Annotated in this window: 13 protein-coding genes; 7 read left to right on the forward strand and 6 right to left on the reverse strand. The window is 70.6% G+C overall.

What is annotated here, in order from left to right:
• Positions 1 to 13 precede the first annotated feature (13 nt).
• Together OG885_RS02685 and OG885_RS02690 are read left to right on the forward strand one after the other, a co-directional pair.
• Positions 14 to 883: an alpha/beta fold hydrolase gene (locus tag OG885_RS02685; RefSeq protein ID WP_405725296.1), complete on the forward strand. Its 870-nt coding sequence runs from the start codon at positions 14 to 16 to the stop codon at positions 881 to 883.
• Between the two features lie 231 nt (positions 884 to 1,114).
• Positions 1,115 to 2,305, forward strand: a complete 1,191-nt coding sequence (locus tag OG885_RS02690) for a beta-1,3-glucanase family protein (protein WP_405725299.1) — start codon at positions 1,115 to 1,117, stop codon at positions 2,303 to 2,305.
• Between the two features lie 84 nt (positions 2,306 to 2,389).
• Here the strand turns inward: OG885_RS02690 and OG885_RS02695 are convergent, their stop codons facing one another.
• The 4 genes from OG885_RS02695 to OG885_RS02710 form a co-directional block, all read right to left on the reverse strand.
• On the reverse strand, positions 2,390 to 3,430 hold the full coding sequence (locus OG885_RS02695) for an NAD(P)-dependent alcohol dehydrogenase (RefSeq protein WP_405725302.1): 1,041 nt from the start codon (positions 3,428 to 3,430) through the stop codon (positions 2,390 to 2,392).
• A 19-nt stretch (positions 3,431 to 3,449) separates the two neighbouring features.
• On the reverse strand, positions 3,450 to 4,244 hold the full coding sequence (locus OG885_RS02700; RefSeq protein WP_405725305.1) for an SDR family NAD(P)-dependent oxidoreductase: 795 nt from the start codon (positions 4,242 to 4,244) through the stop codon (positions 3,450 to 3,452).
• A gap of 7 nt (positions 4,245 to 4,251) precedes the next feature.
• Positions 4,252 to 4,896 (reverse strand): TetR/AcrR family transcriptional regulator, encoded by a 645-nt coding sequence (locus OG885_RS02705; RefSeq protein ID WP_405725308.1) that lies wholly within the window; start codon positions 4,894 to 4,896, stop codon positions 4,252 to 4,254.
• A 100-nt stretch (positions 4,897 to 4,996) separates the two neighbouring features.
• Positions 4,997 to 6,457 carry an MFS transporter gene (locus OG885_RS02710; protein WP_405725311.1) on the reverse strand — a complete coding sequence of 487 codons (1,461 nt, stop codon included), beginning with the start codon at positions 6,455 to 6,457 and terminating at the stop codon, positions 4,997 to 4,999.
• Positions 6,458 to 6,676: 219 nt separating this feature from the next.
• Here OG885_RS02710 and OG885_RS02715 point away from each other — a divergent pair, with 219 nt between their 5' ends.
• From OG885_RS02715 to OG885_RS02730, 4 genes are all read left to right on the forward strand, one after another.
• Positions 6,677 to 7,387 carry a TetR/AcrR family transcriptional regulator gene (locus tag OG885_RS02715; RefSeq protein WP_405725314.1) on the forward strand — a complete coding sequence of 237 codons (711 nt, stop codon included), beginning with the start codon at positions 6,677 to 6,679 and terminating at the stop codon, positions 7,385 to 7,387.
• A 63-nt stretch (positions 7,388 to 7,450) separates the two neighbouring features.
• Complete coding sequence (locus tag OG885_RS02720) at positions 7,451 to 7,711, forward strand: hypothetical protein (RefSeq protein ID WP_405725317.1); 261 nt, start codon at positions 7,451 to 7,453, stop codon at positions 7,709 to 7,711.
• Positions 7,712 to 7,742: 31 nt separating this feature from the next.
• Positions 7,743 to 8,573 carry a PP2C family protein-serine/threonine phosphatase gene (locus OG885_RS02725; protein ID WP_405725320.1) on the forward strand — a complete coding sequence of 277 codons (831 nt, stop codon included), beginning with the start codon at positions 7,743 to 7,745 and terminating at the stop codon, positions 8,571 to 8,573.
• 50 nt (positions 8,574 to 8,623) lie between these two features.
• Positions 8,624 to 9,631 (forward strand): MASE1 domain-containing protein, encoded by a 1,008-nt coding sequence (locus OG885_RS02730; protein WP_405725323.1) that lies wholly within the window; start codon positions 8,624 to 8,626, stop codon positions 9,629 to 9,631.
• A 34-nt stretch (positions 9,632 to 9,665) separates the two neighbouring features.
• On the opposite strand, the gene OG885_RS02735 is transcribed toward OG885_RS02730, so the two are convergent.
• A complete protein-coding gene (locus tag OG885_RS02735; RefSeq protein WP_405725326.1) occupies positions 9,666 to 10,505 on the reverse strand; it encodes a GntR family transcriptional regulator in 840 nt (279 codons plus the stop codon).
• Positions 10,506 to 10,813: 308 nt separating this feature from the next.
• Here OG885_RS02735 and OG885_RS02740 point away from each other — a divergent pair, with 308 nt between their 5' ends.
• Positions 10,814 to 12,241 (forward strand): cellulose binding domain-containing protein, encoded by a 1,428-nt coding sequence (locus OG885_RS02740; protein ID WP_405725329.1) that lies wholly within the window; start codon positions 10,814 to 10,816, stop codon positions 12,239 to 12,241.
• Positions 12,242 to 12,311: 70 nt separating this feature from the next.
• Here OG885_RS02740 and OG885_RS02745 read toward each other — a convergent pair whose 3' ends face one another.
• Entirely contained in the window at positions 12,312 to 13,730 is a 1,419-nt protein-coding gene (locus tag OG885_RS02745; protein WP_405725332.1) for a hypothetical protein, read from the reverse strand.
• Positions 13,731 to 13,894: the final 164 nt, after the last annotated feature.

The raw sequence follows: 13,894 nt of genomic DNA on the forward strand, positions 1-13,894 counted from the left end.
GGAGGTTCGGGCCTTGTTCGAGGGCTTTGAGACCGGGCGGGTTCAGGTCGACGACGCATCCATTCTCGTGCGCCACGGCGGGGAAGGGCCGCCGGTGGTGCTGCTGCACGGCCACCCCAGGACATCGGCGACCTGGCATCGCGTCGCCCCGCTCCTCGTCCGCCGCGGTTTCACCGTGGTCTGTCCCGATCTTCGCGGGTACGGCCGCTCCACCGGTCCGGCGCCCACCGCGGACCACGCCGGGCACTCCAAGCGGGCCGTCGCCGGTGACGTGGTCGAGGTGATGCGCTCCCTCGGCCATGCCCGGTTCTCGCTCGCGGGGCACGATCGCGGAGGCAGTGTCGCGCTACGTCTTGCCCTCGATCACCCCGACGCGGTCTCGCAGGTGGCGCTGATCGACTGTCTGCCCCTCAGCGAGCACCTGTCCCGCATCACGGCCGAGTTCGCCACGCAGTGGTGGCACTGGTTCTTCTTCGCCCAGCCGGACATCCCCGAGCGGGTCATCAACGCCGATCCGGACAGCTGGTACCGCGGCGATCCTCAGATCATGGGGCAGGAGAATCACGACGAGTGGCGTGCGGCCATGAGAAACCCCGATGTGGTGCGGGCGATGCTGGAGGACTACCGGGCCGGTCTCACCATCGACCGGCGGCACGAGGAGGACGACCGCGCGGCCGGAAACCGGATCCAATGCCCGGCATTGATCCTCTGGTCGCTCCGGGACGACCTCGAAGACCTGTACGGGGACCCGCTGAAGATCTGGCGGCAGTGGGCACCGGATGTACGGGGCCACGGCATCGACGCCGGGCACGACGTGGCCGAAGAGGCTCCAGAGGCGCTCGCGTCGTCCCTTGCGGGTTTCTTCGCCGGACGGACTGAGTGAGGAACCTCCGGTCCGCCGCCCGAGATTAAGCGCGGTTTAAACGCGCCTTAAACGTTCTTCGTGCTCCTCCTCGATTCCAAATAGCCGCAGCTCAGGGCGATTTGAGGCTCAGCGTTCCGGTTGGCACATCGCGCGGTCGTGCGTATTGTCCTGGCCCACGGGATCTCCGACGCACACCTGAGAGCGCTCTCAGACTGCTGAACGCCTTTGCAGAGCCCCGAAGGAGCACTCATGACACCCCGTCACCAACGCAACCTGAGCCGCCGCAAGATGCTCTTCGCCCTGGGCGGCGCGGCCGTCGCCGTCCCCGCGGTCGCGACCATCGCCCCACATGCCCTCGCAAGCCAGGACGGCGCCTCCGCGAGTGACGCGCTCCCGGTGACCGTGCGCAACAACAGCGGTGCCTTCGACAACACCTCCGTGCATCTGTACGTCGTCGGCAACCTCGACGGCAAACAGGTACGGCTCACTCCGGACGGCAACCTCGCCCCGGTCTCCCTGTCGGACAACCAGGCCGACGGTTACACCGACTACTCCCTGCCTCTGGCGAGCAGCGGCGAGACAACGCTGTCCCTCCCCTACATGTCGGGCCGTGTCTATGTCTCGCTCGGCGACAAGCTCAAGTTCAAGGCCGTCACCGACGGCAACGGCGACGCGGCCTTGCAGTACCCGGCGGGATGGGTCGCCTCCGACCCGAACTACGGCGTCCTGCACGACTGCGCCGAGTTCACGTACAACGCGGCCGGCATGTTCTGCAACACCACGATGGTCGACATGTTCAGCGTGCCGATGAGCATCCGGCTCACCGGTGACCAGGACCAGACGACGGGCACCCTGCGCGACGGCGGGCGCGCCGCCGCCTTCGCCGCCGTCAAGGAGATCGAGGACTTCGCGCGGCTGGTCGTGGACGACACCCGCGTCATCGCCCCCGGTCACGGTCTGGACGCGGGCCTCTTCGCCGCCGACTACTTCGCCCCGTACATCGACGAGGTGTGGAGCACCTACACCGGCAAGGACCTCACCGTCACCACCAACGCCGGTACCTTCACCGGCCGGGTGCGCGGCGAGCGGTTCACCTTCGACGGGCCGGCCTCCGTGTCCTTCGCCAAGCCCACCACCCGCGACGTCCTCTTCTGCGACGGCAGCCTCGCCGCACCCAACGACGGCACCACCGGTCCCGTCGCCGCCGTCCTGGGCGCGGGCCTCAACCGCTCGACCCTGCTCACCGACGCCACCCAGCCCGCGACCGACGCCGCCGCCTTCTACCAGGCCGAGCTGACCAACCACTACGCGAGGGCGATGCACGCGGCGACCCAGGACGGCAGGGCCTACGGCTTCGCCTTCGACGACGTGGCGGACTTCGCCTCGTACATCCAGGACACCCACCCGACCGGCTTCACCCTCACCCTGTCGCCGTTCTGACGACGCCCCGGCTGACCGGGACCCACACGCCGACGTGAAGGCGATGACGTACACACGCCACCGCCTTCACGCACTCTGTCGGCGTCAGCCGTGCGGCAGGATCACCGCGCGCCCGTTGACCTTCCCGGCGTGCAGCCGCTCATAGGCCAGCGGCGCCTCGTCCAGCGAGTACGTCTCGGTGTGCACCGACACCGCGCCGGCCCGGGCCAGCCCGAGCACCTCGATGAGTTCGCCGCGGCTGCCCCAGTAGGGCGCGGTGACCGAGACCTCGAAGGGGAGATGCCCGAACCCGACGGGCAGCGTCCCGCCGCCGATGCCCACGATCGTCACGTCGGCCTCGACGGCGGCCACCGCGCCCGCGGTGCGCACGGTCGGTTCGGCGCCGACGAAGTCGAACACCGCCTCCGCGCCCAGACCGCCGGTCAGCGCGCGCACCGCGTCCGCGGCCCCGGCGTCCGACAGCACCGCCTCGTGCGCGCCGACCTCACGGGCGAGGCGCAGCTTGTCCTCGCCGACGTCGAGCGCGATCACGCGGGCCGGTGTCAGCGCGCGCAGCAGCTGGATGGCGACGTGCCCGAGCCCGCCCGCGCCGATGACCACGGCGGTCGAGCCGGGGACCAGCTTGGGCAGCGAACGCTTGATCGCGTGGTACGGGGTGAGCCCCGCGTCGGTCAGCGGTACCGCGGCGACGGGGTCGAGCCCGTCGAGCGGCACCAGGTGGCGAGGGTCGTCCACGAGCAGGTACTCCGCCATGGAGCCCGGCGCCCCGAGCCCCGGCGGGCGGATGCCCAGCGCTTCCGCGCGCAGACAGTAGTTCTCCTTGCCCTCGGCGCACTTGGCGCAGGTCCCGCAGCCCCAGGGTCCGTAGACGGCGACCGAGTCGCCCTCCCGCACCCCGCTGACGCCCGCGCCGAGCGCGGCGACGGTGCCGACGCCCTCGTGGCCGAGGGTGAGCGGGAGGTCGTAGGGGAATCCTTCGGCGGGCCAGTTCATCACGGCGATGTCGGAGTGGCACACGCCGGCGGCGGTGACCTTCAACAGGACCTGGCCGGGGCCCGGTTCGGGATCGGGGACGGTGACCACCTCGGGCGGCGCGCCGATGGTGCGGTACTGAAGTGCCTTCATGGTGTTGCTCCTGTCCGGCTCAGACGGCCGTGTAGGCGCCGTCGACCAGGTGGTAGCTGCCGGCCACGAAGGAGGCGCGGTCGGACAGCAGGAAGACGATGAGTTCGGCGACCTCCTCGGGGCGGCCCAGCCGGCCGGCCGGGTGCAGGCCCACGAGCCCGTCGTAGGCGGCCTGGTCCATGCCCTGCAGCAGGGGGGTCTCGATGAAGCCGGGGCCGACCGCGTTGACGCGGATGCCCTTCGCGGCGTACTCGGCGGCGGTGGCCTTGGTCAGGCCGACCACGCCGTGCTTGGCGGCCACGTAGGCGGAGGAGCCGGCGAAGCCGACCGAGCCGAGGATGGAGGCCACGTTGACGACGGCACCGCCACGGCCGGTGGACTCGATGGCGGGGAGCTCGAAGCGCAGGGAGTAGAAGACGCCGTCGAGGTTGGTGCGTACGACGCGGTCGTAGGCGGCGATGTCGTACGTGCCCGTCGGGGCGCTCGGGCCGCCGATGCCGGCGTTGTTCACGGCCAGGTCGAGGCCGCCGTAGGTCTCGACGGCGAAGGCGACGGCCGCCTCGACGGAGTCCGGGCGGGTGACGTCGAGTTCGACCGCGGCGGCCTTGATGCCCTCGGCGCGCAGTGTGGCGGCCGCCTGCTCGGCGCCCTCGGTGTTGTGGTCGGCGATGACGACGTTGGCTCCGCCGGCGCCGAGGCGGCGGGCGGTCGCGAGGCCGATGCCGGAGGCGGCGCCGGTGACGAGGGCGGTCCGCCCGGCGAACTCGGTGGCTTGGTCGGACGTGGTCTCGGTCGCGTGTTCGGTGGTGCTCATGGTGCTCTCACTCTTCGGCAGTGCTGTCGGGGGCCGCGGACGCGGCCTCCGAGATCAGGGCGTCGTAGGCCTGTTCCACCAGGTCGGCGAGGTCTGCGGCTCCCGAGTCGGGATCGGCGGCGCGGCGTGCCCAGAGGCGCAGCGCGGCCGTGAGGACGCCGGCGGCGGCGTCGACGACGACGGCGGGGCGCAGGTCCCGCAGGTCGTCGGTGCCGAGCCGCTCGGCGAGGATGCGGATCGAGTCCTCCTGGGCGTCGACGCGGATCCGTTCGTACGCGGCGAACAGGGCGGGCTCGCGGTCGACCAGTGCCAGCAGTGCGCGCATCCTGGGGCGCAGATGGTGGGCCGGGTTCTCCTCGTCGGCGAGCCAGGCGCGCACGGCGCGCCGGTAGGCCAGCAGGGGCGGCTCGGTCGCGGGGCGGTCCCGCAGCAGCGCGTTGATGCGGTCGCCGTCGCCGCGCACGAAGTCGAGGGCCGCGTCCTCCTTGCCGGTGAAGTGGCGGCTGAAGGTGCGGCGGGTGACGTCCGCGCGCTCGGCGATCGCCTCGACGGTGGTGTGCGCGAGGCCGCGTTCCAGGATCAGGTCGACCGCGGCGACGGCCATGGCGTTCCTGGTCTGTCGTGCCTTGCGCTGTCGCCGGTCCTCGGTCATGTCCTCAACGGTACACCCTGATGTCCCAATGGGACATCTGACCCATTGGGACATCACATTCACCGGAAGATCCGCCTCATCGAGACATGACCCGGACGGCTCAGGCCGCCTCCTCCACCGTGTGCGAGTCGGTCAGGGTGAGGGCACCGCCGGCCGCGATCAGGCCGACGACCACGGCGAGCACGCCGTAGATGATCCGTTCGCCGTGGAAGAAGGACCGCACGAGGTCACTGCTCCAGACGCCCGCGGGCAGCTGGGTGCTGACCAGCGCGGCGATCAGCGTGCCGACGGCGGCGGTGCCGACGCTGGTGCCGACCTCCTGGGCGGTGTCGTTGAGGGCCGCGCCGATCGAGGTGCGGTTGGCCGGCATCGCGTCGACCAGGGCGATGGCGCAGATCGTCATGACGGTGCGCAGCCCGACGGTCAGCACGACCATGGAGGCGGCGATGGCGGCGTACCCGTGGTCGACGCCCCAGGCCAGCCCGGCGAGCGCGCCGGCCAGACAGGCCGCGCCGACCAGACAGGCCACTCGGTGGCCGAACCTCTTGGCGAGCCCCTCCGACAGCGGGGTCGCGACGATCATGGTCACGATGATCGGAAGGTTCGCCAAGCCGGCCCGCACGGGGCTCCATCCGTAGGCGTACTGGAAGTGCAGGATCAGCCCGAACATCACGCCGGCCATCGCTATGGACGTTCCGATCTGGGCGATGGCCGCGCCGCGGACGGTCCCGTTGGAGAAGAGGGTGAGGTCCAGCATGGGCGCCGCGCTGCGCCGCTCGTGACGGACGAACGCGATGCCGGCGGCCACGGCCCCGAAGACCGACGCGAGCGTGACCGTGGAGAGCCAGCCGTGTTCGACGCCGCTGGTCAGCGCGTAGCAGGCCAGGCCGATGGCGAGGACGCTCAGGACGGCGCCCGGCAGGTCGAGTCGGTCGTCCGTCAGGTCCTCGGCACGGTCGGCGGCGACCCCGAGCCGCACTCCGATGCCGGCGATCAAGGCGATCGGCGCGTTGATCAGCAGAAGCCACTGCCAGCTGACGTGGGCCAGTGCCGTGCCGCCCAGCAGCGGGCCGAGCACGAACCCGGACATGCCGACGACGATCATCAGGGTCATCGCCCGCATCCGCAGCGCCTGGTCGTCGAACAGCCGGAAGACGAGCGAGTTGGTGATGGGCGCCATGGCCGCGGCGGCGATGCCGAGCCCGGCCCTCAGCGCTATGAGCTGTCCGGTGGAGTCGACGGCGATGACGCACAGGCTCAGCGCGCCGAACACGGCGAGGCCGATCAGCAGCACGCGTCGGCGTCCGAAGCGGTCGGCCAGCGATCCCGCGGTCAGCAGCAGGCCGCCGAAGGTGAGCGAGTAGGCGCCGGTGACCCATTGCAGTGCGGTGGTGCCGCCGCCGAGGTCGCGGCCGATGGTCGGCAACGCGATCGAGAGCAGGGTGTTGTCGACCATCTCGACGAAGAAGGCCAGACAGAGCGCGGCCAGCGGGATCCAGGCCGCGCGCAGGGATGAGTAGGTACGGGTTGATGCGGACTCGGTGGTGGTGGTCGCGGTCATGGCCGGCCTCCCCTCGGAACGTCGCCCGCCGTCGAACGACGCCGGGCGAAGGAACAGGATTCGATTAACGAACAAGGTTCGATACTGGAACGCCGTTCGACAGTAGAACGTCGTTCGATAAGAGCGCAAGTCTGTGATTGGATGGATGCCATGCCACGCCCGCGAACACGTACCGCCGCCGAGAGCTCCCCCCGAGGACGCCAACGTGCTTCGCACTCCATGGAGGCCGTCCTCACCGCAGCCGTGGCCCTGCTCGACGAGGCGGGCCAGTCGGCGCTCACCTTCCGCGCCCTCGCCTCCCGGCTCGGCACGGGCGTGGGGACCATCTACTGGTACGTCTCCAACAAGGACGAACTGTTCGACCGCGCCACCGACCACGCGGTCGGCGGCATCCTGACCGCCGTCGAAGAACTGCAGGAGAGCGACGACCCGATCGCCGACCTGCGCGCGATGGCCGTCGTCCTCTTCGACGCGATGATGGACCGGCCGTGGCTGGCGGCCTACTTCATGCGCAACACCGACGTACAGGGCCACTCACTACGGCTGTACGACAAGCTCGGCCGCCAGACTCTGCGCCTCGACCTCACGCCGCGGCAGCGCTTCCACGCCGTCTCGGCGATCACGGGCGTCGTCGTCGGCACAGCCGCCGACCTGGGCGCGGAACTCCCGCAGGAACTGCTCGACGGAGACGTGGACCGCGTGGAGTACCTCAGCCGCTACGCCGAGACCTGGCGCTCGCTCGACGCCGCGGACTTCCCGTTCGTCCACGAGATCGCCGACGAGTTCGCCGAGCACGACGACCGGGAGCAGTTCCTCGCCGCCCTGGACCTCACCCTGGCGGGCCTACGCCTCCAGGCGGGCCCCCGCGCCCCGAAGGACAACGTCACCGAGTCCGACCCCACCGCGAACGGCTCCCGCCCCACACCGTGACCCGGCACGTCCAACGCCTCGGCTCGGCCACGACTTGGAGTCGATGCGGCCAATCGTGAGGCAGTGCGCGGCGACGGGGCGGACCCCGCGAGGAACTGGGCTCCCGTCCTGTGGTTCGGCGGGTTCACCCTGGGCGTGCTCGCGATCGCCGTGATCTTCCTGTGCACGGCCCATCCCTACGCGGGAGCGGTCCAACTGCTGCTGGCGGCCGTCACCCTGCTCCTCACGCTCGCCGCATGGCCCGACCAGCACGAACGTGCTCCCGGGCCGGTGTCCCGAGCAGCGCCGCTATCATCTGATATGCGTCCTTTCGGGCGAAAATGATGAGCAGGGTAAAAATCCTTCGGAGCGACCCATGTCCCGCAAGGACCCCACGTACGACGGCGACGAGCTGCTGGCCAGGCTCGGCTCACTGACGTCCCGGGCGCGTGAGCACGCGGAGCTGCAGCGCTCCCAGGTCGAACTGGCCCTCGCTCTGCAGCGCGGCATGCTGCCCACGGAGATGCCCTCAGCCCCCGGCTACCAGCTGGCCGTACGCTACGTACCCGCCTACCACGGCCTCAACGTGGGCGGGGACTGGTACGACGCGTTCCACCTTCCCGACGGCAGGATCGGGCTGTGCATCGGGGACGTGCAGGGCCACAACATCGAGGCCGCCGCCTTCATGGGGCAGGTCCGTGTCGGTCTGCGCGCACTCGCCTTCGTGACGAGCGAGCCCGGTGAACTCCTCGCCCGGACGAACGACCTGCTCCTGTCCCTGGGCGCCGATCTCTTCGCCACCTGCACCTTCCTCCGCCTCGACCCGTCCACCGGCCTCCTGGAGAGCGCGCGGGCCGGGCACATCCCCTGCGTCTGGGCGACGGCGGACGGAAAGTCCGGGATCGGCAGCGACGAGGGCGGCCCGCCGCTGGGCATCCAGGCCGGCGCGACGTACCCCGTGACCCGTTACCGGCTCACCACGGGCGGCGTGCTCGTCCTGCTCACGGACGGCGTGGTGGAGGGGCCGTCCATGACGGTCGACCAGGGCCTGGACCAGGTGGTCCGACTCGCCGGCATCGCCGCCGTGGCGGGCCTCAAAGCCGGCTCGCTGGCCGCCGCCGTGATCCGGGGCGCGGACCAGGTGGGACACGAGGACGACGCCGCCGTACTGGTCATCGGCCACGCGGGGACCGAAGCTCGGCAGTAGGGCGCCATGCCGACGCTCCCGCCTCGCCGGAACCGCGGCCTCGGTGTCTGATGGCTTGTGTGGTGAGTACCGACAAGCTGCACTGGACCGGCGTCTTAGCCCTCCAGACGCTCGCCGTCGCCGCCTGCTACTACGCCGCTGGACGCCTCGGACTCCTGCGGAACCTGACCGTCGAGGGGGCGGTGTTCACCCCCATCTGGCCGCCGACCGGTATCGCGGTGGCCGCCCTGCTGATCCTCGGGCTGCGCGTCTGGCCCGGCATCGCACTCGGTTCCCTGTTCGTGATCATGCACCTCACCTCGCTGCGGCCCGAGGTGCTCGGCAATCTGGCGGGCAACACGGCCGCGCCCGTCTGCGCGTGCCTCATGCTGCGCGCGGTGGGCTTCCGCACCGATCTGAGCCGGCTGCGCGACGGCCTCGCCCTGGTGTTCCTCGGGGCCCTGACCGGCATGCTGATCAGCGCCACGGTGGGCGTCGGCATGCTCGTGATCACGGACCGGCTCCATGGCCACGGCTTCTGGGCGGTGTGGCTGGCCTGGTGGGTCGGCGACGCGATGGGCGTCCTGATCGTCACCCCGCTCCTCCTGGTGCTCTACGCGGCGCGCTGGCCCCCACCCCTGTTCCGCTGGCGGGAGGCCACCGCACTCGCCCTCATCACCTGCGGCGCGGTACTGCTGGTCACCCACAGCAGCCTCAGCATTCTGTTCCTCGTCTACCCCCTGCTGATCTGGACGGCGCTGCGCTTCCAGCTGGCCGGCAGCATGCTCTGCGCGCTCCTCACCTCCGTCGTGGCCACCCTCGCCGCCACCGAGCGCGTCGGCCCTTTCGCCGGTCTGAACCAGATCGAGGTGATGATCAAACTGCAGGCCTTCAACGGCACCATGGCCCTGACGGCCCTGCTGCTCTCCGCCGTGATCACCGAGCAGCGCAACACCCGGCGCTCGGTGGAACGGGCCTGCCAGGAACTGGTCGAGGTGCTCGAACATCTCACCGCGGGGAGCGCGCCACGAGGCGGGCCGGCTCCACCTCGCGGCGAAGCGGAGGACCGGCCCCGGTAGCCGGCTCCCGCCACCGCCGTGCGGCCGTACGGCCTCAGTGTCCCGCCTGGATGTCCCCCCGTGTCGAGGAGGCGATGGCGTCCCGGTGGGCGAAGTCGCCCGGGGGGATGCCAGGGTGGTGCCCGAGCCGGTCGGGGGGTGCGGTGGTCGCGGGGCCGAGGGTGAGCCGGGAGACGATCCGGTAGCGGTCACCCCGGTACAGGGAGTGGACGTACTCGACGGGCCGGCCCCCGGTGTCGGAGGTGAGCCGCTCGAAGAGCAGTGCCGGGGACAGCTCGGGCACGTCGAGCAGTTCCGCCTCGGCACGTGTGACGACCGTCGGCTCGATCGCCTGCACGGCCTCCCTCACGTGGACGCCGTGCTGCCGGCGCAGGTGCTCGTAGAGGTCGCCGGCCTCCAGTTCCGCCGCGGACAGGGCAGGCACCAGATCGGCCTTGATGTGCAGGTGCTCGATGGCCATCGGGGCGCCGTCGACCAGCCGGAGCCGCGCGACGTACACGATCTCGGCGGCGGGTGAGATCCGCAGCTTGCGGCCCACGCGCGCGCCGGCCGGGATGGTGGTGAACTCCAGCAGGCGGCTCGACCAGGCGCCCGCGGCCTGCGGCACGGTCATGGACTGCTCGGCGGAGACGAGTTCCTGGGTGATCTTCTGCGGCGCCACGAACATGCCCCGCCCGTGTTCGCGTACCACCAGGCCCGCCGCGACGAGTTCGTCCGCCGCCGCGCGCAGGGTCGGGCGGGACACCCCCAGCTGAGTGCACAGGGCGCGCTCGGAGGGGATGGCGTCTCCGGGGCGGCGGGACTCCACCAGGTCGAGGAGAAAGTCACGGACCCGCTCGCGCTTGAGCACCGCGCCGGGCGCGTCGGCCTTCATGCGTTCCCCCTCGCGCTGAGTCCTCAGCTGTCCGGTTGACCACCTGACCAGTGGCCAACCGATGGTTGCCGCTCCTTGACGAGCGGAGTGTAGCCGCAGACCACCAGAGACCGTCGACATATTCGCCGCCGGTACGCCAAAGTCCGCGTCTGCAGCGGGGGTTGACGTCCCAATTGGTCTATGCCACCTTCGTCCTCACCTCAACTGGCAAGCTGACCAGTCGTCTTCACTGGTCAGTTGGTCAGCAGCTCCGCCGGCTCCGGCATCCCATTCCGGGAATCACCCCCACCTTTCTGGAGGGAACCACGATGAGATCCAGAACGAACCGGTTGCGCGCCACAACGGCCGCCGCCCTCGCCGTCGGCATGGGCGCCGCCGCGCTCACCGCGCTCCCCGCCCCCGCGAACGCGGCCACCGACGGACTGAGTGTCCAGTACCGGACCAGCGCCTCCGGAGCCAACGCCGATCAGGCGGAACCCTGGTTCAAGGTGACGAACACCGGCACCAGCGGCATCGCCCTGCAAAACGTCAGGATCCGCTACTACTTCAAGGCCGACTCGGCGAACGCGACCTACCGTTTCGCCTGTTCCTGGGCCGTCAAGGGCTGCGCCAACGTCACCGGCACCTTCGGCACGCTCGCCAACCCCACCGCCACGGCGGACCGTTACCTGGAGATCGGCTTCACCTCCGGGGCCGGCTCCCTCGCGCCCGGCGCCGACACCGGCGACATGCAACTGCGCTTCTACCAGTCGACCTGGGCCCCGCTGAACCAGAGCGACGACTACTCCTTCGGCGCCTCCCAGACGTCGTACGCCAACTGGTCCAAGGTCACGGCCCAGCTCGCCGGCACCACCCTGTGGGGCCAGGCCCCCGCGGGCAACGACCCGACGAACCCGCCCACCGACCCTCCCACCGACCCTCCGACCGGCGGCGCCACCCTGTTCGACGACTTCAACTACACCAGCCACACCGACCCGAGGATCTCGGCGAACGGCTGGAGCGTACGGGCCAACTCCGGTGGCCCCGGCGTCTCCGGTGCCACCTGGGCCCCCGAGAACATCACCTTCGCCACCACCGGCGGCAACTCCGTCATGAACCTGGAGACCTCGACCGCCGGCACCGGAGCGAGCACCGAGCAGACCGAGATCCTCACCAAGGCGACGAAGTTCAAGAACGGCACCTACGCGGCCCGCGTCAAGTTCAGCGACGCGCCCAGGTCCGGGCCGGACGGCGACCACCTCGTCCAGACCTTCTTCACCATCAACGACCTCAAGGCACCCCTGGCGGACGACTACGCCGAGTACGACTTCGAGTATCTGCCCAACGGCGGCTGGGGCGAGCCGTCCGACATCCTCTACACCACGTCCTGGGAGACCTACCAGGCCGACCCCTGGGTGGCGGTCAACCAGCACAGCGAGAGCCGCCAGAGTTACACCGGCTGGCACGACCTCGTACTGACCATCGACAACAGCAGCATCAAGTATTACGTCGACGGCCAACTCTTCGGTACCCACGACGCCGCGTACCTGCCGGAACGGCCCATGTCCATCAACTTCAACCAGTGGCTGATCGACTTCGGCGGGCTGACCAGCAGCACCCCACGGGCGTACGACGAACAGGTCGACTACGTACTGCACGTCAAGGACCAGGTCCTCACACCGGCGCAGGTCGCCTCCAAGGTGGCGGCGTACCGCAGCGCGGGCACCACGTTCCAGGACGACGTCCCCGCCGCCTGACCCGCCTCTCCTGCCTGCCGGGGCCCGGTGCTCACCGGGCCCCGGCACCTACGTGCCGCCCGCTCCCTGATCAGCCCGCTGTCACACGGACCACGCCGGTCACCGTGCCCTGGTAGTAGGTTCCGTCGGGTCCGATGGTCCCCGCCATCTGCAGACTGTCGTAGAGCGATCCGATCCCCACCTGCTTCGACCGGGTCACCCTGCCCGTGGCCGGATCGATCTCGGCGTACACATACGGGTCGAGCAGGCTCGTGGTGCTGGTGCCGGGGATGACCGGGTTGCGTAGGACCGTGCGCAGCTTTCCGTCGGCGGTCGAGAGCCGGGGCACCGCCGCCGACCGCAGTTCGTTGTCCCACACCAGGTCGCAGCCCGATCCGTCCGGGCGTACGTCGACCCGGCTCAGACCGCCTTCGAAGGCGGCGGACGCGGGCACGGCCGTACCCGCGTCGGCCGGCACGGCCGGGTAGGGATAGCCGTAGGTGGCGGCCACGAAGACACTGCGGCCCGCGCCGATCGGTGAGTTCTCGCTGCCGGGTCCTCCCGCCAGCAGGACCGGCACCGAGCAGACCGTCGCGCCGGTGGCGGTCTCGTACACCTGGAGACCGACCGTGGTGTCGGCGTTGTCGACGATGGTCACGTACTCGGTACCGTTCCCTGGCCCGAAGAAGGTGGGAGTGGAGCCGCTGCCCCAGCTCAACTGTCCGGGCTTGCGCGCCTGTCCGCGGTCGTAGGCGCGGCGCCAGCTGATCAGCGGGGTGCCGTCCGGACCCGCGGTCAGCAGGTAGGTGGCGTGTGTCGAGGTGACCGCCGTTCCGGCGGGAGCGGTGGAGATGCTGTTGGAGACACGCTCCCCGTCCGGCAGTGACAGCGTCCGCACGGTGCCGGTGCGGTCGTCCGCGGTGCCCACCGTGCCACCGCCGGTGGCGAACCAGACCCGCCCCTGCCAGTCCGGCGCGAGGCCGGTGACGGCGTCGTCCTCGGCGATCGCGGAAGCCAGGGACAGGCTCTGGTCGACGGTCAGTTCCCAGCCGCCCGCCGCGGTGCGGTGATGGCCGACTCGCAGCAGGGAGCGGCTGCCGTCGATGACGGTGAGACGGTCCGACTGGTCGATGTAGGCGTACACGCCGCCGAGCAACGAGCCCTTGGTCAGCTCCAGTTCGGCCAGGGACGCGCCGCTCTTCGGGTCGAGGAGGTGCACGGTCGGGACCTGGCCGAAGATCGGTGTGCACAGCACCACCGGGTAGCCGTCCGACCCGATGAGGAGGGTCGGGCAAGCCGACGCCAGTGCGGTGCGCCGCGCCGTGAGGGTGCCCGCGCCCGGACCGGCCAGCGGGGTCAGGTCCGAGGATCCGGTGTCGCCGTGCATCGTCGCGGTGCCGTCCGGTCCGGCGTACGGATTGTGCGGCGGCGCCGGAAGAAACTCCGCGGTGGCGGCGCCGGCGGGAGGGGCGGTCCCGACTGCGGTCGCGGTGAGTGAGACGGCGGCCATGACGGCGAGGGCCAGTCGGGTACGTCGACGACGGAGCCGCCGCGACGGGGGCGCAGCCACGGAAACGGGCACGGGCACAGATACAGGCACGGACATGACAACTCCCGGCGATGAGAAGTAAGGAGAAGAGGGCGATCACGCAGTGAGCGGCGAACCGGACGGCC

Origin of the sequence: Streptomyces sp. NBC_00028 (assembly GCF_045041065.1) — a bacterium.
GTDB lineage: Bacteria > Actinomycetota > Actinomycetes > Streptomycetales > Streptomycetaceae > Streptomyces.

Bases quoted from the DNA above. Each gene is read 5' to 3' on its own strand.
- OG885_RS02690 (WP_405725299.1), top strand. From the start codon at position 1,115: ATGACACCCCGTCACCAACGCAACCTGAGCCGCCGCAAGATGCTCTTC.
- OG885_RS02695 (WP_405725302.1), bottom strand. From the start codon at position 3,430: ATGAAGGCACTTCAGTACCGCACCATCGGCGCGCCGCCCGAGGTGGTC.
- OG885_RS02700 (WP_405725305.1), bottom strand. From the start codon at position 4,244: ATGAGCACCACCGAACACGCGACCGAGACCACGTCCGACCAAGCCACC.
- OG885_RS02705 (WP_405725308.1), bottom strand. From the start codon at position 4,896: ATGACCGAGGACCGGCGACAGCGCAAGGCACGACAGACCAGGAACGCC.
- OG885_RS02710 (WP_405725311.1), bottom strand. From the start codon at position 6,457: ATGACCGCGACCACCACCACCGAGTCCGCATCAACCCGTACCTACTCA.
- OG885_RS02715 (WP_405725314.1), top strand. From the start codon at position 6,677: ATGGAGGCCGTCCTCACCGCAGCCGTGGCCCTGCTCGACGAGGCGGGC.
- OG885_RS02725 (WP_405725320.1), top strand. From the start codon at position 7,743: ATGTCCCGCAAGGACCCCACGTACGACGGCGACGAGCTGCTGGCCAGG.
- OG885_RS02730 (WP_405725323.1), top strand. From the start codon at position 8,624: ATGGCTTGTGTGGTGAGTACCGACAAGCTGCACTGGACCGGCGTCTTA.
- OG885_RS02735 (WP_405725326.1), bottom strand. From the start codon at position 10,505: ATGAAGGCCGACGCGCCCGGCGCGGTGCTCAAGCGCGAGCGGGTCCGT.
- OG885_RS02740 (WP_405725329.1), top strand. From the start codon at position 10,814: ATGAGATCCAGAACGAACCGGTTGCGCGCCACAACGGCCGCCGCCCTC.
- OG885_RS02745 (WP_405725332.1), bottom strand. From the start codon at position 13,730: ATGGCCGCCGTCTCACTCACCGCGACCGCAGTCGGGACCGCCCCTCCC.